At 65.4% G+C, this 14,264-nt stretch carries 12 protein-coding genes; 9 read left to right on the forward strand and 3 right to left on the reverse strand.

Annotated features, from left to right (window positions below; genetic code table 11):
- Nucleotides 1–31: 31 nt before the first annotated feature.
- The 6 genes from clpP to FHR96_RS08275 all read left to right on the forward strand — a co-directional run bounded on the left by clpP (nucleotide 32) and on the right by FHR96_RS08275 (nucleotide 8,250).
- A complete protein-coding gene (gene clpP / locus FHR96_RS08250; protein WP_183387194.1) occupies nucleotides 32–652 on the forward strand; it encodes an ATP-dependent Clp endopeptidase proteolytic subunit ClpP in 621 nt (206 codons plus the stop codon).
- A 72-nt stretch (nucleotides 653–724) separates the two neighbouring features.
- Nucleotides 725–2,002, forward strand: a complete 1,278-nt coding sequence (gene clpX / locus FHR96_RS08255) for an ATP-dependent Clp protease ATP-binding subunit ClpX (RefSeq protein ID WP_183387195.1) — start codon at nucleotides 725–727, stop codon at nucleotides 2,000–2,002.
- 183 nt (nucleotides 2,003–2,185) lie between these two features.
- Entirely contained in the window at nucleotides 2,186–4,594 is a 2,409-nt protein-coding gene (lon, locus tag FHR96_RS08260) for an endopeptidase La (RefSeq protein WP_183387196.1), read from the forward strand.
- 177 nt (nucleotides 4,595–4,771) lie between these two features.
- Nucleotides 4,772–5,044, forward strand: coding sequence for an HU family DNA-binding protein (locus FHR96_RS08265; protein ID WP_013332105.1), 273 nt, complete (start codon nucleotides 4,772–4,774; stop codon nucleotides 5,042–5,044).
- A gap of 173 nt (nucleotides 5,045–5,217) precedes the next feature.
- On the forward strand, nucleotides 5,218–7,038 hold the full coding sequence (locus tag FHR96_RS08270; RefSeq protein WP_183387197.1) for a SurA N-terminal domain-containing protein: 1,821 nt from the start codon (nucleotides 5,218–5,220) through the stop codon (nucleotides 7,036–7,038).
- Nucleotides 7,039–7,230: 192 nt separating this feature from the next.
- Complete coding sequence (locus FHR96_RS08275) at nucleotides 7,231–8,250, forward strand: CobW family GTP-binding protein (protein ID WP_183387198.1); 1,020 nt, start codon at nucleotides 7,231–7,233, stop codon at nucleotides 8,248–8,250.
- A gap of 15 nt (nucleotides 8,251–8,265) precedes the next feature.
- Here FHR96_RS08275 and folD read toward each other — a convergent pair whose 3' ends face one another.
- Nucleotides 8,266–9,189, reverse strand: coding sequence for a bifunctional methylenetetrahydrofolate dehydrogenase/methenyltetrahydrofolate cyclohydrolase FolD (gene folD, locus FHR96_RS08280; RefSeq protein ID WP_183387199.1), 924 nt, complete (start codon nucleotides 9,187–9,189; stop codon nucleotides 8,266–8,268).
- Nucleotides 9,190–9,419: 230 nt separating this feature from the next.
- Here folD and FHR96_RS08285 point away from each other — a divergent pair, with 230 nt between their 5' ends.
- Nucleotides 9,420–9,887, forward strand: coding sequence for a methylenetetrahydrofolate reductase C-terminal domain-containing protein (locus tag FHR96_RS08285; protein WP_183387200.1), 468 nt, complete (start codon nucleotides 9,420–9,422; stop codon nucleotides 9,885–9,887).
- Nucleotides 9,884–10,951: a methylenetetrahydrofolate reductase gene (locus FHR96_RS08290; protein ID WP_183387201.1), complete on the forward strand. Its 1,068-nt coding sequence runs from the start codon at nucleotides 9,884–9,886 to the stop codon at nucleotides 10,949–10,951. The genes FHR96_RS08285 and FHR96_RS08290 overlap by 4 nt, the downstream gene beginning before the upstream one ends.
- Before the next feature lie 130 nt (nucleotides 10,952–11,081).
- Here FHR96_RS08290 and FHR96_RS08295 read toward each other — a convergent pair whose 3' ends face one another.
- Both FHR96_RS08295 and FHR96_RS08300 read right to left on the reverse strand, forming a co-directional pair.
- The gene (locus FHR96_RS08295) at nucleotides 11,082–11,846 is read right to left on the reverse strand and encodes a UDP-2,3-diacylglucosamine diphosphatase (RefSeq protein ID WP_183387202.1); all 765 of its coding nucleotides are present in this window, start codon (nucleotides 11,844–11,846) and stop codon (nucleotides 11,082–11,084) included.
- Nucleotides 11,847–11,925: 79 nt separating this feature from the next.
- On the reverse strand, nucleotides 11,926–12,432 hold the full coding sequence (locus FHR96_RS08300) for a peptidylprolyl isomerase (RefSeq protein WP_183387203.1): 507 nt from the start codon (nucleotides 12,430–12,432) through the stop codon (nucleotides 11,926–11,928).
- A gap of 152 nt (nucleotides 12,433–12,584) precedes the next feature.
- Here FHR96_RS08300 and FHR96_RS08305 point away from each other — a divergent pair, with 152 nt between their 5' ends.
- On the forward strand, nucleotides 12,585–14,264 hold the full coding sequence (locus tag FHR96_RS08305) for a glutamine--tRNA ligase/YqeY domain fusion protein (RefSeq protein ID WP_183387204.1): 1,680 nt from the start codon (nucleotides 12,585–12,587) through the stop codon (nucleotides 14,262–14,264).

Raw genomic sequence — 14,264 nt, forward strand, 5'->3', positions numbered from 1 at the left:
CTTCCATACACCGGATGCAAGGACATCACCCATGAGCAACGAGTTCGATATCCAATCCGCCGGCGGCCTGGTGCCGATGGTGGTCGAACAGAGCGCACGCGGCGAGCGGGCCTACGACATCTACTCCCGCCTGCTCAAGGAGCGTGTGATCTTCCTGGTGGGGCCGGTGGAAGACTACATGGCCAACCTGCTGGTGGCCCAGCTGCTGTTCCTCGAGTCCGAGAATCCGGACAAGGACATCCACCTCTACATCAACTCGCCGGGTGGTTCGGTGACGGCAGGCATGTCGGTCTATGACACCATGCAGTTCATCAAGCCCGACGTCTCGACCGTGTGCATCGGCCAGGCGGCGAGCATGGGCGCGCTGCTGCTGGCCGGGGGCGCGGCAGGCAAGCGCTACTGCCTGCCCAATTCGCGGATGATGATCCACCAGCCGCTGGGCGGCTACCAGGGCCAGGCGTCGGACATCGAGATCCACACCCGCGAGATCCTCGGCATCCGCGAGCGGCTCAACCAGATCCTGGCGCATCACACTGGTCAGGACATCGAGACCATTGCCAAGGATACCGACCGCGACAACTTCATGAACGGCGCTCAGGCAGCGGAATATGGTCTGATCGACGCCGTGCTGGATAAGCGGCCGACATCCTGATAGCGTGAAATCAACCACGCTCTGATTGATTCCCGGCGGTCTTCGGGCCGCCGCTGCGAGAGAGGTACGCGAATGGCCGACGGCAAAGGCAAGGACGAAGGCGGCAAGCTGCTGTACTGCTCGTTCTGCGGCAAGAACCAGAACGAGGTGCGCAAGCTGATTGCCGGCCCATCCGTCTATATCTGCGATGAGTGTGTCGATCTGTGCAACGACATCATTCGCGAGGAGGTGCTCGATGCCGATGCCGAGAGCGATGAAGAGCGTCTGCCTGCCCCCCGCGAGATTCGTCACACCCTCGACGACTATGTGATCGGCCAGGACCGCGCCAAGATGGTGCTGTCGGTGGCGGTCTACAACCACTACAAGCGGCTTCGTCACGGCACCAAGGATGACGTGGAGCTGGGCAAGTCCAACATCCTGCTGATCGGCCCGACCGGTAGCGGCAAGACGCTGCTGGCCGAGACGCTGGCCAGGCTGCTCAACGTTCCGTTCACCATCGCCGATGCCACGACTCTCACCGAGGCGGGCTACGTCGGCGAGGATGTCGAGAACATCATCCAGAAGCTGCTTCAGAAGTGCGACTATGACGTGGACAAGGCCCAGCGGGGCATCGTCTACATCGACGAGATCGACAAGATCTCGCGCAAGTCGGACAACCCGTCCATCACCCGTGACGTGTCCGGTGAGGGGGTTCAGCAGGCACTGCTCAAGCTGATCGAGGGCACTACCGCCTCGGTGCCGCCGCAGGGCGGGCGCAAGCATCCCCAGCAGGAGTTCGTGCAGGTCGATACCACCAACATGCTGTTCATCGTCGGCGGCGCCTTTGCTGGCCTCGACAAGGTCATCCGTGACCGTGCCGAGAAGGGTGGCATTGGCTTCAACGCCGAGGTGAAGAGCAAGGACGAGACCAAGGGCGTCGGCGACCTGCTGCTCGATGTGGAACCCGAGGATCTGGTCAAGTTCGGTCTGATTCCGGAGTTCGTCGGCCGCCTGCCGGTGATCGCGACCCTTACCGAGCTGACCGAGGATGCGCTGATCCAGATCCTGACCGAGCCCAAGAACTCGCTGATCAAGCAGTACGGTCGGCTGTTCGAGATGGAAGGCGTGGAGCTGGACTTCCGTGAGGATGCCCTGCGTGCGGTGGCCGGCAAGGCCATGGCGCGCAAGACCGGTGCCCGCGGACTGCGCTCGATCCTCGAGTCGGTGCTGCTCGACACCATGTACGAGATCCCGTCTCTGGAGGGGGTGACCAAGGTGGTGATCGATGCGTCGGTGATCGCCGGCGAAAGCGAGCCGCTGCTGATCTACTCCCAGCAGGAGCAGCCGCGGGTCGACGGCACTGACGGCTAGCTGGCTCCCGCCCCGTACGTCTCGCCGCGTCGAGACGAACGCGAGGGAGTTGCAACAGGCTTGCAACGAAAGGGCCGCCCCGGCGGCCCTTTTGTTTGCCGTGACGCCGGCCTTGGTCTTGCAATGCGCGACCGCCGCCCCCACTCCCTAGGTATCCATCCGATCGTTTGAGGAACGTCTGCGATGCAGCAGAACGCCGAACAGACCTTGAGTCTGCCCCTTTTGCCGCTGCGGGACGTGGTCGTCTACCCGCAGATGGTCATCCCGCTGTTCGTCGGCCGCGAGAAATCCATCCAGGCGCTGGAAGCCGCCATGGAGGCCGACAAGCGGGTGCTGCTGGTGGCGCAGCGCGAGGCCAGCAAGGACGATCCCGATAACGAGGACCTGTTCGCCATCGGCACCGTGGCCGAGATCATGCAGCTGCTCAAGCTGCCCGACGGCACCGTCAAGGTGTTGATCGAGGGTGAGTCCCGGGCCGATATTCGCGACATCCTGGCCGTGGACGACGGCTACAGCCGCGCCGAGGTGGTGCTGCGCGAGAGCGAGCCGCTCACCGAGCGCGAGCAGGATGCCCTGGTGCGTGTGCTGCTCAACCAGTTCGAGCAGTACGTCAAGATGTCCAAGAAGGTACCCAACGAGGTGCTCAACTCACTGTCGGGCATCGAAGATCCGAGTCGGCTGGTGGACACCATCTGCGCCCACCTGTCGCTGAAGATCGACGACAAGCAACAGCTGCTAGAGATGGATCGGGTGCGCGACCGTATCGAGCACCTGATGGCGCTGATCGAGTCCGAGATCGACCTGCTCCAGGTGGAGAAGCGCATACGCTCGCGGGTCAAGGACCAGATGGAAAAGTCCCAGCGCGAGTACTATCTGAACGAGCAGATGAAGGCCATCCAGAAGGAGATGGGCGAGCTCGAAAATGCGCCCAACGAGGCCGACAAGTACGAGCAGGCCATCGAGAGCTCGGGGATGCCCAAGGAGGCCGCCGACAAGGCCAAGCAGGAGCTCGGCAAGCTGCGCATGATGGCGCCGTCCTCCGCCGAGGCCACGGTGGTCCGCTCCTACCTGGACTGGCTCATCTCGGTGCCGTGGAAGAAGCGCACCCGGGTGCGTCACGACCTGGCCCACGCCCAGCAGGTGCTGGATGAGGATCACTATGGCCTGGAAGAGGTCAAGGAGCGCATCCTCGAGTACCTGGCGGTGCACAAGCGGGTCAAGAAACTCAAGGGGCCGGTGCTGTGCCTGGTGGGGCCGCCCGGGGTCGGCAAGACTTCGCTGGGGCAGTCCATCGCTCGGGCCACCAATCGCAAGTACGTGCGCCTGGCGCTCGGCGGGGTGCGCGACGAGTCGGAGATCCGCGGTCACCGTCGCACCTACATCGGCTCGCTGCCCGGCAAGATGATCCAGCGGATGAGCAAGGCAGGGGTCAAGAACCCGCTGTTCCTGCTCGACGAGGTCGACAAGATCGGCATGGATCACCGCGGCGACCCGGCCTCGGCGCTGCTCGAGGTGCTCGACCCGGAGCAGAACGACAAGTTCAGCGACCATTACCTGGAGCTCGACTACGACCTGTCCGAGACGCTGTTCATCTGTACCGCCAACTCGATGAATATTCCCGGCCCGCTGCTCGACCGCATGGAAGTGATCCGGCTGCCCGGCTATACCGAGGACGAGAAGCTGGCCATCGCCAAGCGCTACCTGGTACCCAAGCAGCTCAAGGCCAACGGCTTCAAGGAAGACGAGCTCAGCTTCGCCGACGAGGCGCTGCTGGAGCTGATCCGTTACTACAGTCGTGAAGCCGGGGTGCGCGAGCTCGAGCGCCAGATCGCCAAGGTCTGCCGCAAGGTGCTGCGCGAGCGCCTCGAGAAGGAGGGCAAGGAGGGCGCCCAGGCGCCTGTCGCGCTGACCGCTGCCGATATCGAGGGCTATGCCGGCGTACGGCGTTACAGCTATGGGCTGGCCGATCAGCAGGATCAGGTGGGGCGCGTCACCGGCCTGGCCTGGACCTCGGTGGGCGGCGAGCTGCTCAACATCGAGTCGGTGGTAACGCCTGGCAAGGGACGTATCAACAAGACCGGCTCGCTGGGCGACGTCATGAAGGAGTCGGTGAGTGCGGCCCAGACCGTGGTGCGGGCGAGGGCGACGTCCTTTGGCATCGATCCCGAACGGTTTGAGAAGGAAGACCTGCACATTCACGTGCCTGAGGGTGCCACGCCCAAGGACGGCCCGAGTGCCGGCATCGCCATGGTCACCGCCATGATCTCCGCCTACACTGGTCGGCCGATACGCTGCGACGTGGCCATGACCGGGGAGGTCAATCTGCGCGGCGAGGTACTGCCGATCGGCGGCCTCAAGGAGAAATTGCTGGCCGCCAGGCGCGGTGGTATAAAGACGGTTCTCATTCCGGAAGAGAACCGCCGTGACTTGAAGGAGGTTCCGGACAACATCAAGGACGCACTCGATATCCGGCCTGTGCGCTGGATCGACGAAGTTCTTGAGGTGGCTCTGAGTGAAAAGCTGGGGAGCCAAGAAGGTGAATCTCGAGCGGAAGATACGGTATCTTCTCACTCGATGATTAGTACGCACTGACGACTTTTTCCCCATGATGCCGAGGACGAAACCCCGGTATGATGGGGATTGTCAGGGATGGTTGCTTGACAGGCGTTTCATCGCATTGCTATAAATTACCGCCATGCTGTGATCGCGTCAGTCAGCCGTAAGTCTCGCCGATTAGAGCCAATTTACGTAACAGTCAAGGGGTGAAGTGTGAACAAGTCCGAGCTGATCGAAGCCATTGCCGCGTCTGCCGATATTCCCAAGGCGGCCGCCTCCCGCGCGCTGGACGCCATGGTCGATGCCGTGGCAGACAGCCTGAAGAAGGGCGACAGCGTTTCCCTGGTGGGTTTCGGCACCTTCACCGTCAAGGAGCGTGCGGCCCGCACCGGTCGCAACCCGCAGACCGGTGAGCCGATTCAGATCAGCGCCGCCAAGGTGCCGAGCTTCAAGGCCGGCAAGGCGCTCAAGGATTCCGTCAACTGAGGAGGCGTCTTCGCCGTCCTCGATGACGTATCCCTACAGGCGCACCGCTGTCGCGGTGCGCCTGTTTTGTTTTCGGGGCCCCGGTGGGGCCGGTCGGTCCGTCCCCGTCGCGAGGCCAGCAAGGATGCGTATAATGTGGCGCGTCCCGATCCACAAGATCCACAGAGGCCTGCATGCTGCAAAGTATTCGTGACCGCTCCACCAGTTGGGGCGCCAAGATCCTGGTCGGTGCCGTGGTGGTGACCATGGCGCTGTTCGGCGTGGAGTCCCTGGTGGGACTGCTGGGCAGCGACGGCGAGGAGATCGCCAAGGTCAACGGCGAGCCGATCACGCGTCAGCAGCTCGAGCTGCAGGTGCAGCGAGCCATTCGCAGTGGCCAGGTGCCGCCCGAACAGGAGCGTCAGCTGCGTGCCCAGATGCTCGATGCCCTGATCGGCGACCGCCTGATGGCTCAGTACGCGGAAGAGGGTGGTCTGCACCTGTCCGAAGCACAGCTTGATCAATTGATCGTCACCCTGCCCGAGTTTCAGGACGCCGACGGTCGCTTCGACCAGGACCTGTTTCGCAATCGCCTGGCCAGCGCCGGCTTCACCCCGCTGGCCTTCCGCGATCAGCTTCGCCAGGACATGAAGCGTCGCCAGATTCAGCAGGGGCTGGCCGCCAGCGAGTTCAGCCTGCCGAGCGAGCAGGCGCGCCTTGCCGAGCTGCAGCGCCAGACACGCAGTTTCCGCCACTACGCCTTGACGCCCGCCGACCTGGCCCAGATCCCGGAGGTCAGTGAGGCTGATCTCCAGGCCTATTACGAGGCCCATGGCGAGGACTATCAGCGTCCCGAACAGGTCAAGCTGGCCTACGTGTTGCTCGACAAGCAGGCCATGGCCGATGAGGTGGAGGTCGGTGAGTCCGCGCTTCACGAGGCTTGGCAAGCCGAGGCCGCCGACGCCGACCGGCGCGTTTCCCACATCATGGTGTCCTTCGGCGATGAGCGTACCCGCGAGGAGGCCATGGCGCGCCTCGAGGACGTCAAGGCGCAGCTGGCCGAGGGCAAGGACTTCGCCGAACTGGCCGCCGAGTACTCCGACGACACCTCGACCAGCGACGAAGGCGGTGACCTTGGCGTGATCAGCCGCGGTTTCTTCGACAAGGCCTTCGAGGATGCGGCCTTCGCGCTTCAGCAAGGCCAGGTGTCGGACATCGTCGAGACGGACAATGGCCTCCACCTGATCAAGGTGACCGAGCTCGATCGTCCGCCGTTCGAGCAGGCGCGTGAACGCCTGAAGCGCCAGGTGGCCATGCAACGCGTGCGTGATGACTTCAACGACAAGGCGCAGCAGCTGATCGACCAGAGCTTCGCCGCCGAAGACCTGGCCAGCGTGGCCGACAGCCTTGGCCTCGAGCGCCAGGAGAGCGACTGGGTCGGACGCGACCAGGCCGAGGGCGTGCTGGCCGAGCCCGGCGTGATGCGGCAGGCCTTCAGCTCCGACGTGCTGGAGGAGGGCTTCAACAGTGAGGTCATCGAGCTGGACGAGAATCGCCGCATGGTGCTGCGCGTGCTGGATCATCGCGACGCGACGACCTTGCCGCTTGACGAGGTGCGCGAGGACGTGGCCGCCGCCGTCGAGTCCGAGAAGACTCGGGATGCCTTGCAGGCTCGTGCCGACGAAATGCTGGCATCGCTGCGCGGCGGCGAATCGCTGGGCCTCGATTGGCAGCGCGAAGAGTCGCTCAGCCGCCAGGGCGATGGCCAGCTCAGCCAGCCGGTGATCCAGGCGGCCTTCCGCCTGCCGCATCCGGAGGACGGTGAGACCGTCTATGGTCGTGCCTCCGACGGCGAGCGTGTCGTGCTGATCGGCCTCGAGTCGGTGACGGCCGGTGAGGCCAATGAACAGATCGAGTCCTTCGTGGCGCGCATGGCCCAGCAGCTGCGCTCACAGTCCGCGGTCAACGGCCTGCAGACCTACCTGCGCGAACAGGCCGATATCACCCGGCCCTGATGGTGGAAGAAGAGTGATACGAGAAAGGGGGTGAAAGCCCCCTTTCTCCGGTCGTGCTTTTATACCGTTATCTCAATGTCGCGCCCCGTGTTCGAACCCTCATCGTGGGGCGTCGAGGCAAGCCGCGTGGGGCAGGACGCCCGATACCGGAGCGTGCCAGGATAATGGCATCTTCACCGTGGAGGAGTGTTCATGACCCAGGCGCCGCTCGCCGACATCCCCGTTCACCTGATTACCGGCTTCCTGGGCAGCGGCAAGAGCTCGTTGATCCGTCACCTGATCGATCACAAGCCGGCTGGAGAGCGCTGGGCCATCCTGGTCAACGAATTCGGTCGGGTCGGGATCGATCAGACCTTCTTCGCCGGACGTGACGATGTGGCGGTCCAGGCCCTGCCGGGCGGCTGCCTGTGCTGTCAGCTTGCCACGCTGCTGCAGACGAGCCTGGTCCAGCTGCTGCGCCGCCAGCGTCCCGATCGACTGATCATCGAACCGTCGGGTCTCGGCCATCCTGCCGGGCTGCTCGATATGTTGCGGGGCGAGGCCTTCGTCGGCGTGCTCGATCTGCGTGAGGTAATAACGGTGCTGGATCCGCGACGCCTGGACGACCGTCGGGCGCTCGAGCACGCCACCTTTCGCGACCAGCTGGCACTGGCGGATGGCATCGCCCTGACCATGACCGATCTGGTCATCCCGGAGCGCCTCGACGCGGCCCGTGACTGGCTGGCCGCGCAACTGACCGGTGCGCCCTGGGTGGAGGACGCGCCATACGGCCGGCTGCCCCCTGGACGTGTGCTGGAAGGTGCTCCGCATCGCGCGGCGGATGCGGTGGCTCGTCCGTCGACCCATCAGGCGCAGGCGGAGCGTCCGGTCCCATGGCTGGATCTGGACGCCCGGGCGCCGATGCCGGGTGCGCCGGTGCGTGAGCAAGGGGCGTCGCTTGGTCATGTCAGTTTGGGGTGGCGCTGGCATGCCGAGGAGATCTTCGAGCGTGCGGCCCTCCAGCGTTGCCTGGATGGCCTGCCGGCCGGGCTGCGCGTCAAGGGGGTGTTCCGTATTGTCGACGGCTGGATCGCCTTCAACCGCGTTGCGGGTCATGAACCGGCGAGCGCTAGCGAGTGGCGGCGCGACTCGCGGCTGGAAGTGATCGGCGCGCCGGGGAGCCTGCCGGATGCCGACGCCCTGGAGGCCGAGCTGGCTGCCTGTCGCGTGTGACTACCGCCAGCGATGTCAGGCGTGAGGGTGGACCAGCGGCTGTGATGTATCGGCAGGAGAGGCGGCGGACGGTTCTGGCAGGCCGTGCTGGCGACAGGCCGCGATCAGGGTGTTGTGCAGCAGGCAGGCGATGGTCATGGGGCCGACGCCGCCCGGCACCGGAGTGAGCGCGCCGGCCACCCGCGATACGCTGGCGGCATCCACGTCCCCCACCAGGCGGCGCTCTTCGCCGTCGCCGAGGCGCGTAATGCCCACGTCGATCACGGTCGCTCCCGCCTTGACCCAGTCGCCCTGAACCAGGCCGGGCTGGCCGACCGCGGCCACCAGGATATCCGCCTGCCGGCACACCTTGGCCAGGTTGACGGTTCGTGAGTGTGCCACGGTGACGGTGCAGTCCTCGCGCAGCAGCAGGCTCGCGAGGGGGCGACCGACGATGCGCGAGCGGCCCAGGATCACGGCGTGTCGTCCGGCGAGTTCGCCGAGGTGCGAGGCCAGCAGGCGTACGCAGCCCAGCGGGGTGCAGGGCGCCAGGCCCTTGCCGCCGGCCGCCAGGGAGCCGACGTTGAGGGGATGGAAGCCGTCGACGTCCTTGGCTGGATCGATGGCGTGAATCACCGCTTCCGGATCGATGTGTGTCGGCAGCGGTAGCTGGACAAGGATGCCGTGAACGCCGGGATCGGCGTTCAACTCGGCGATCAGGGCCAGCAGTTCGCGCTGGGGCGTGCTGGCCGAGAGGGTATGCTCGACGGAACGCATGCCGACCTCGCGGGCATGCTGCCCCTTGCGCCTCACATAGACCTGGCTGGCCGGATCCTCGCCGACCAGAATCACGGCCAGGCCGGGGACCACATCTTGCGTATGAGTAAGCCGTTGCACCTCGCCGGCCACTGCGTCGCGCAGTTCCCTGGCCTGTGTCTTGCCGTCGATCAGCGTCGCCATGGCATGTTCGCTCTTGGTGAAGGCTCTTGGCCGATGGGCCTATCCTGCCCGAGTCTAGGGCAGGCAGCCACGGCCACTGTTCCCGCGACGACGCCGGGTGTCACGGACGCGACGGTCGTCCTGCGCTATGTCGTTGTCGTCCTGATGGAAGTGGCGAGCGACATGGCTGCATAGCCTGACAGAAAGCCCCGCTGGCCGGGGTGGTGGTGCGTAACGGCGAGGACGGTCCCATGTATGCAGTGCGTCGCTGGGTGGTTCGCCATGCTCGGGCCTTCGAGTTGCTCTATGACGGTTTCGAGCCGCTACTGCGCGCGCTTGCGCCGCTGGTGGCGCGTCTCGGTCCCGAACGCCTGGAGCGCCCGATCGCGGCGCTCGAGCGGTGGGTCAAGGGTTTCCTTTTCGACTGCCGGATGTGCGGCCACTGCGTGTTGAGCTCCACCGGCATGGCCTGCCCGATGAACTGCCCCAAGCGGCTTCGCAACGGGCCCTGTGGCGGGGTGCGCCCCGACGGTGGCTGCGAGGTGAAGCCGTCGATGCGCTGCGTATGGTTGGAGGCCTGGGAGGGCAGTCGACGCATGAAGCATGGCGACCGCATCCAGGTGGTGCAGCTGCCCGTGGACGATGCCGACCAGGGTGCCTCCTCCTGGCTCAAGGTGGTGCAGGGCGAACATGGCAGGGACCGTGAGGCACGCACATGAAGTTCGACGATGAGCCCGTCCCCGGCTACTCGCTGCCGATCCTGCCCGGCCATGTGTCTCCCGGGAGGCTGGAGCGGGTACTGCGCGCTGGTCGCTTCGCAGTGACCACCGAAATCGATCCGCCCGACTCCGCCGACCCGGCCGAGGTGCTGCAGCGAGCGGCCATCTTCGACGGCTATGTGGATGCCATCAATGCCACCGACGGTTCGGGAGCCAACTGCCACATGTCCAGCGTCGGGGTGTGCTCGCTGCTGACGCGGGTGGGCTATGCCACGATCCTGCAGATGTCCTGCCGCGACCGTAACCGCATCGCCATGCAGGGCGAGATTCTGGGGGCCGCGGCCATGGGGGCCTGCAATCTGCTGTGCCTGACCGGCGATGGCGTTCAGGCCGGCGATCATCCCGAGGCGCGTCCTGTCTTCGACCTGGACTCCATGTCGCTGCTGGGCCTGGCTCGTCGCATGCGTGACGAGGCACGCTTCGAGAGCGGGCGGGCGATCACGTCGCCGCCACGCATCTTCCTCGGCGCCGCCGAGAATCCCTTCGTGCCGCCGGCCGCCTGGCGGGCAGGACGCCTGGCCAAGAAGGTGGCCGCCGGGGCGCGCTTCATCCAGACCCAGTACTGCTTCGATGTGCAGAAACTGCGCGAATTCATGGCCGAGGTCGTCGACACGGGCGTGCTGGAAGGGCCCGACCGGGCCTTCGTGCTGGTGGGGATGGGGCCGCTTGCTTCGGCCCGCAGTGCCCGCTGGATTCGCGATAACGTACCCGGGGTGCACATCCCCGATGCGGTGATCCGGCGCCTGGAAGGGGCCCGTGATCAGCGGGCCGAGGGCGAACGACTGTGCCGTGACATTCTCGCGGAGGTGCGTGAAGTCGAAGGGGTGAGCGGCGCCCACATCATGGCCTATCGCCAGGAGTCCACGGTGGCGCGGATCATCGAGGAGACCGGCGTGCTCGAGGGACGTGTGCCCTGGTATCCCGGGCGTGACGATCCGGCCGAACTCAACCCCGAGGCACCGGATGCCGCCCCTTGCCATCTCACCGCCACCGACTCCGGATAAAGCCGGCATCCGCAACGATGGCGACGCGCCGGGGCATGGCCACGGTGGATGCGTTGGCGCTTTTCTTCTGCGATCCTTTCGCGCCTCATCCGATAACCGGTAGGGGCGCTGGCGCTGATCCCCCGGCTCCTCAGCCTTTCAGCGGAAAGTCGCGAAGCACCGGCGGCTGCCCGGCGACGATCTCGATTTCCCAGCCCCGTTCCGGCTGCCAGTCGCCCAGTACGTAGCGACGCGCGGGGGTGCCATCGAGGTCGAGGTCGTGAACCGCGGGGCGATGGGTGTGGCCATGGATCATCGTGGCCACGCCGTGTTCGCGCAGTGCCTCGACCACTTCCTCCGGCGTCACGTCCATGATGTCCTCGGCCTTGTTGGAATTGGCTTCACCGGACTGGTCGCGCAGCTGTCTGGCCAGCGCCAGACGATCGGGAATCGGCATGGCGAGAATCTGCGCCTGCCATTGCGGATCGCGGGCCTGGGTGCGGAAGGCCATGTAGGCCTCATCCAGGGTGCACAGGCTGTCGCCGTGCATCAGCAGCACGCGCTCGTCGCCGAGGGTGACCACGCTGGGGTCGGCGAGCAGGGTCGCGCCGGCGGCCTCGGCGAAGCGTTCCCCGAGCAGGAAGTCGCGGTTGCCGTGCATCAGGTAGATTGCGGTGCCGGCCTGTGAACGGCGCTTCAGGGCCTCGGCGATGCGCGCGGCCAGCGCGGCGGTACCTGTGGGATCGGCGGCGCCGAGGTCCAGCAGGTCATCGCCGATCCAGGCCTCGAAGAAGTCGCCGAGGATGTAGAGCGCCTCGGCGTGCACTGCGCGCTCCTCCAGCCAGGCGAGGAAGCCCTCGGTGATGGCCGGGGCGCCCGGATGCAAATGGAGATCTGAGATCAGCAGGGTCGACATGGCGTCTCTCGCGGGCAGCGGATTGAAGACGGCGCACCCGCCGAGGGGCGGGTGCGGAGGGGGCGAGTTCTCGAAGCGGTCAGGCGTCGGCGTCGTCCTGGACGTAGGCGCGCTGGAGGATCACATCCTCGGCGGGGACGTCGGCATGCATGCCGCGTCGCGTGGTCGGCACCGCCTTGATGCGGTCCACCACGTCCATGCCATCGACTACCTCGCCGAACACGCAGTAGCCCCAGCCTTGCAGGTTCTTGCCGCGATGGTTGAGAAAGTCGTTATCGGCCACGTTGATGAAGAACTGGGCGGTGGCCGAGTGGGGATCCTGGGTGCGCGCCATGGCCAGGGTGCCGCGGGCGTTGACCAGGCCGTTGTCGGCCTCGTTGTCGATCGGGTCGCGGGTCGGTTTCTGGTTGAAGTCCAGGTCGAAACCGCCGCCCTGAACCATGAAGCCGTCGATGACGCGGTGGAAGAGGGTGTTGTCGTAGAAGCCGTCGCGCACGTACTGCTCGAAATTGGCGGCGGTCTTCGGCGCCTTGTCGTGGTTCAAGGCGACGTGAATATCGCCGAAATTGGTCTGCAAGATGATCATCACGGTGTCCTGTCTTCTCGAAGCGGGATGCCTTGGCGCCCTATGGGCAGGTGGCGCTATAATAGCCGTTTTGCGTCGATGCGCGAAGCCGTGGCCAGGCCCGCGGCTTCGCGACGACAGGCCAGCGTTCAACCAGAGGTTGCCCAATCAACATGACCAGCGAGACCACCAGCGCGCCGAACTTCATTCGCAACCAGATCCGCGAAGAGATCGAGGCAGGCCGACAGGGGAAGATCGTCACCCGCTTCCCGCCGGAGCCCAACGGCTTCCTGCACATCGGCCATGCCAAGTCGATCTGTCTGAATTTCGGGCTCGCCGAGCAGTTCGGTGGCGACTGTCATCTGCGCTTCGACGATACCAATCCGGCGAAGGAAGAGCAGGCCTACATCGACGCCATCAAGGAAGACGTCAGCTGGCTGGGCTACGAGTGGGCGGGGCCGGTGCGTTTCGCCTCGGACTATTTCGATACCCTCTACGAGTGGGCCCAGCACCTGGTGCGCGAGGGCAAGGCTTACGTCGACGACCTCTCTCCGGAGGAGATGCGCGAGTACCGCGGCACGCTCACCGAGCCGGGACGGCCGAGCCCCTATCGCGAGCGCAGCGTGGATGAGAACCTCGACCTGCTGGAGCGCATGCGGGTCGGTGAGTTTGCCGAGGGCGAGAAGGTGCTGCGTGCCAGGATCGACATGGCTGCGCCCAACATCAACCTGCGCGATCCGATCCTCTATCGCATCCGTCATGCTTCCCATCACCAGACCGGCGACACGTGGAAGATCTATCCGTCCTACGACTTCACCCACGGCCAGTCCGATGCCCTGGAAGGCGTGACTCATTCGGTATGCACCCTGGAGTTCGAGGATCACCGGCCGCTCTACGAGTGGTTCCTGGACAACCTGCCGGTGCCGGCCAAGCCGCGCCAGATAGAGTTCGCGCGTCTCAACCTCAACTACACCCTGACCTCCAAGCGTAAGCTCAAGCTGCTGGTGGACGAGCACATCGTCGACGGCTGGGACGACCCGCGCCTGCCGACCCTCTCCGGCATGCGCCGCCGCGGCTATACGCCGGCCTCGATCCGCAAGTTCTGCGAGATGATCGGCGTGACCCGCGCCGACGGTGGCCTGGTCGACATCGCCATGCTGTACCACGCCATTCGCTCCGATCTCGAGGACAATGCGCCGCGGGCCATGTGCGTGCTCAAGCCGCTCAAGGTGGTGCTGACCAACGTGCCCGAGGACTTCGAGGAAACCTACGAGGTGGCGGGGCATCCGGCCCGCGAGGACATGGGCGTGCGCCGGATTCCCTTCGGTCGGGAAATCTACATCGACCAGGACGACTTCATGGAAGAGCCGCCGAAGAAGTTCTTCCGCCTGGCGCCGGGCAAGGAGGTGCGGTTGCGCAACTCCTACGTGATCCGCTGCGACGAGGTGATCAAGGACGAGGCCGGCGAGATCGCGGAGCTTCGCTGCTCGGTCGACTTCGACACCCTGGGCAAGAATCCCGAAGGCCGTAAGGTCAAGGGCGTGATCCACTGGGTCAGCGCCGCCGAGGCGGTGCCGATGGAAGTTCGCCTCTACGACAACCTGTTCACCGTCGAGCAGCCGGACAAGGACAAGGACGCCGATTTCCTCGAGCACCTGAACCCCGAGTCGTTGACCGTGGTACAGGCGATGGGCGAGCCGAGCCTCGCCGATGCCGCGCCCGAGAGTCGCTTCCAGTTCGAGCGGGTCGGCTACTTCTGCGCCGATCGCAACGCCTGCCAGGAGGGCAAGCTGGTGTTCAATCGCACCGTGGGACTCAAGGACGGCTGGGCCAAGGCCAAGAAGAAGGGCTGA

Origin of the sequence: Halomonas organivorans (genome assembly GCF_014192055.1) — a bacterium.
Lineage (GTDB): Bacteria > Pseudomonadota > Gammaproteobacteria > Pseudomonadales > Halomonadaceae > Halomonas > Halomonas organivorans.

Coding starts and splice junctions, on each gene's coding strand:
- FHR96_RS08285 (WP_183387200.1), top strand. CDS start 9,420: ATGTATGCAGTGCGTCGCTGGGTGGTTCGCCATGCTCGGGCCTTCGAG.
- FHR96_RS08295 (WP_183387202.1), bottom strand. CDS start 11,846: ATGTCGACCCTGCTGATCTCAGATCTCCATTTGCATCCGGGCGCCCCG.
- clpX (WP_183387195.1), top strand. CDS start 725: ATGGCCGACGGCAAAGGCAAGGACGAAGGCGGCAAGCTGCTGTACTGC.
- lon (WP_183387196.1), top strand. CDS start 2,186: ATGCAGCAGAACGCCGAACAGACCTTGAGTCTGCCCCTTTTGCCGCTG.
- FHR96_RS08275 (WP_183387198.1), top strand. CDS start 7,231: ATGACCCAGGCGCCGCTCGCCGACATCCCCGTTCACCTGATTACCGGC.
- clpP (WP_183387194.1), top strand. CDS start 32: ATGAGCAACGAGTTCGATATCCAATCCGCCGGCGGCCTGGTGCCGATG.
- folD (WP_183387199.1), bottom strand. CDS start 9,189: ATGGCGACGCTGATCGACGGCAAGACACAGGCCAGGGAACTGCGCGAC.
- FHR96_RS08290 (WP_183387201.1), top strand. CDS start 9,884: ATGAAGTTCGACGATGAGCCCGTCCCCGGCTACTCGCTGCCGATCCTG.
- FHR96_RS08305 (WP_183387204.1), top strand. CDS start 12,585: ATGACCAGCGAGACCACCAGCGCGCCGAACTTCATTCGCAACCAGATC.
- FHR96_RS08300 (WP_183387203.1), bottom strand. CDS start 12,432: ATGATCATCTTGCAGACCAATTTCGGCGATATTCACGTCGCCTTGAAC.
- FHR96_RS08270 (WP_183387197.1), top strand. CDS start 5,218: ATGCTGCAAAGTATTCGTGACCGCTCCACCAGTTGGGGCGCCAAGATC.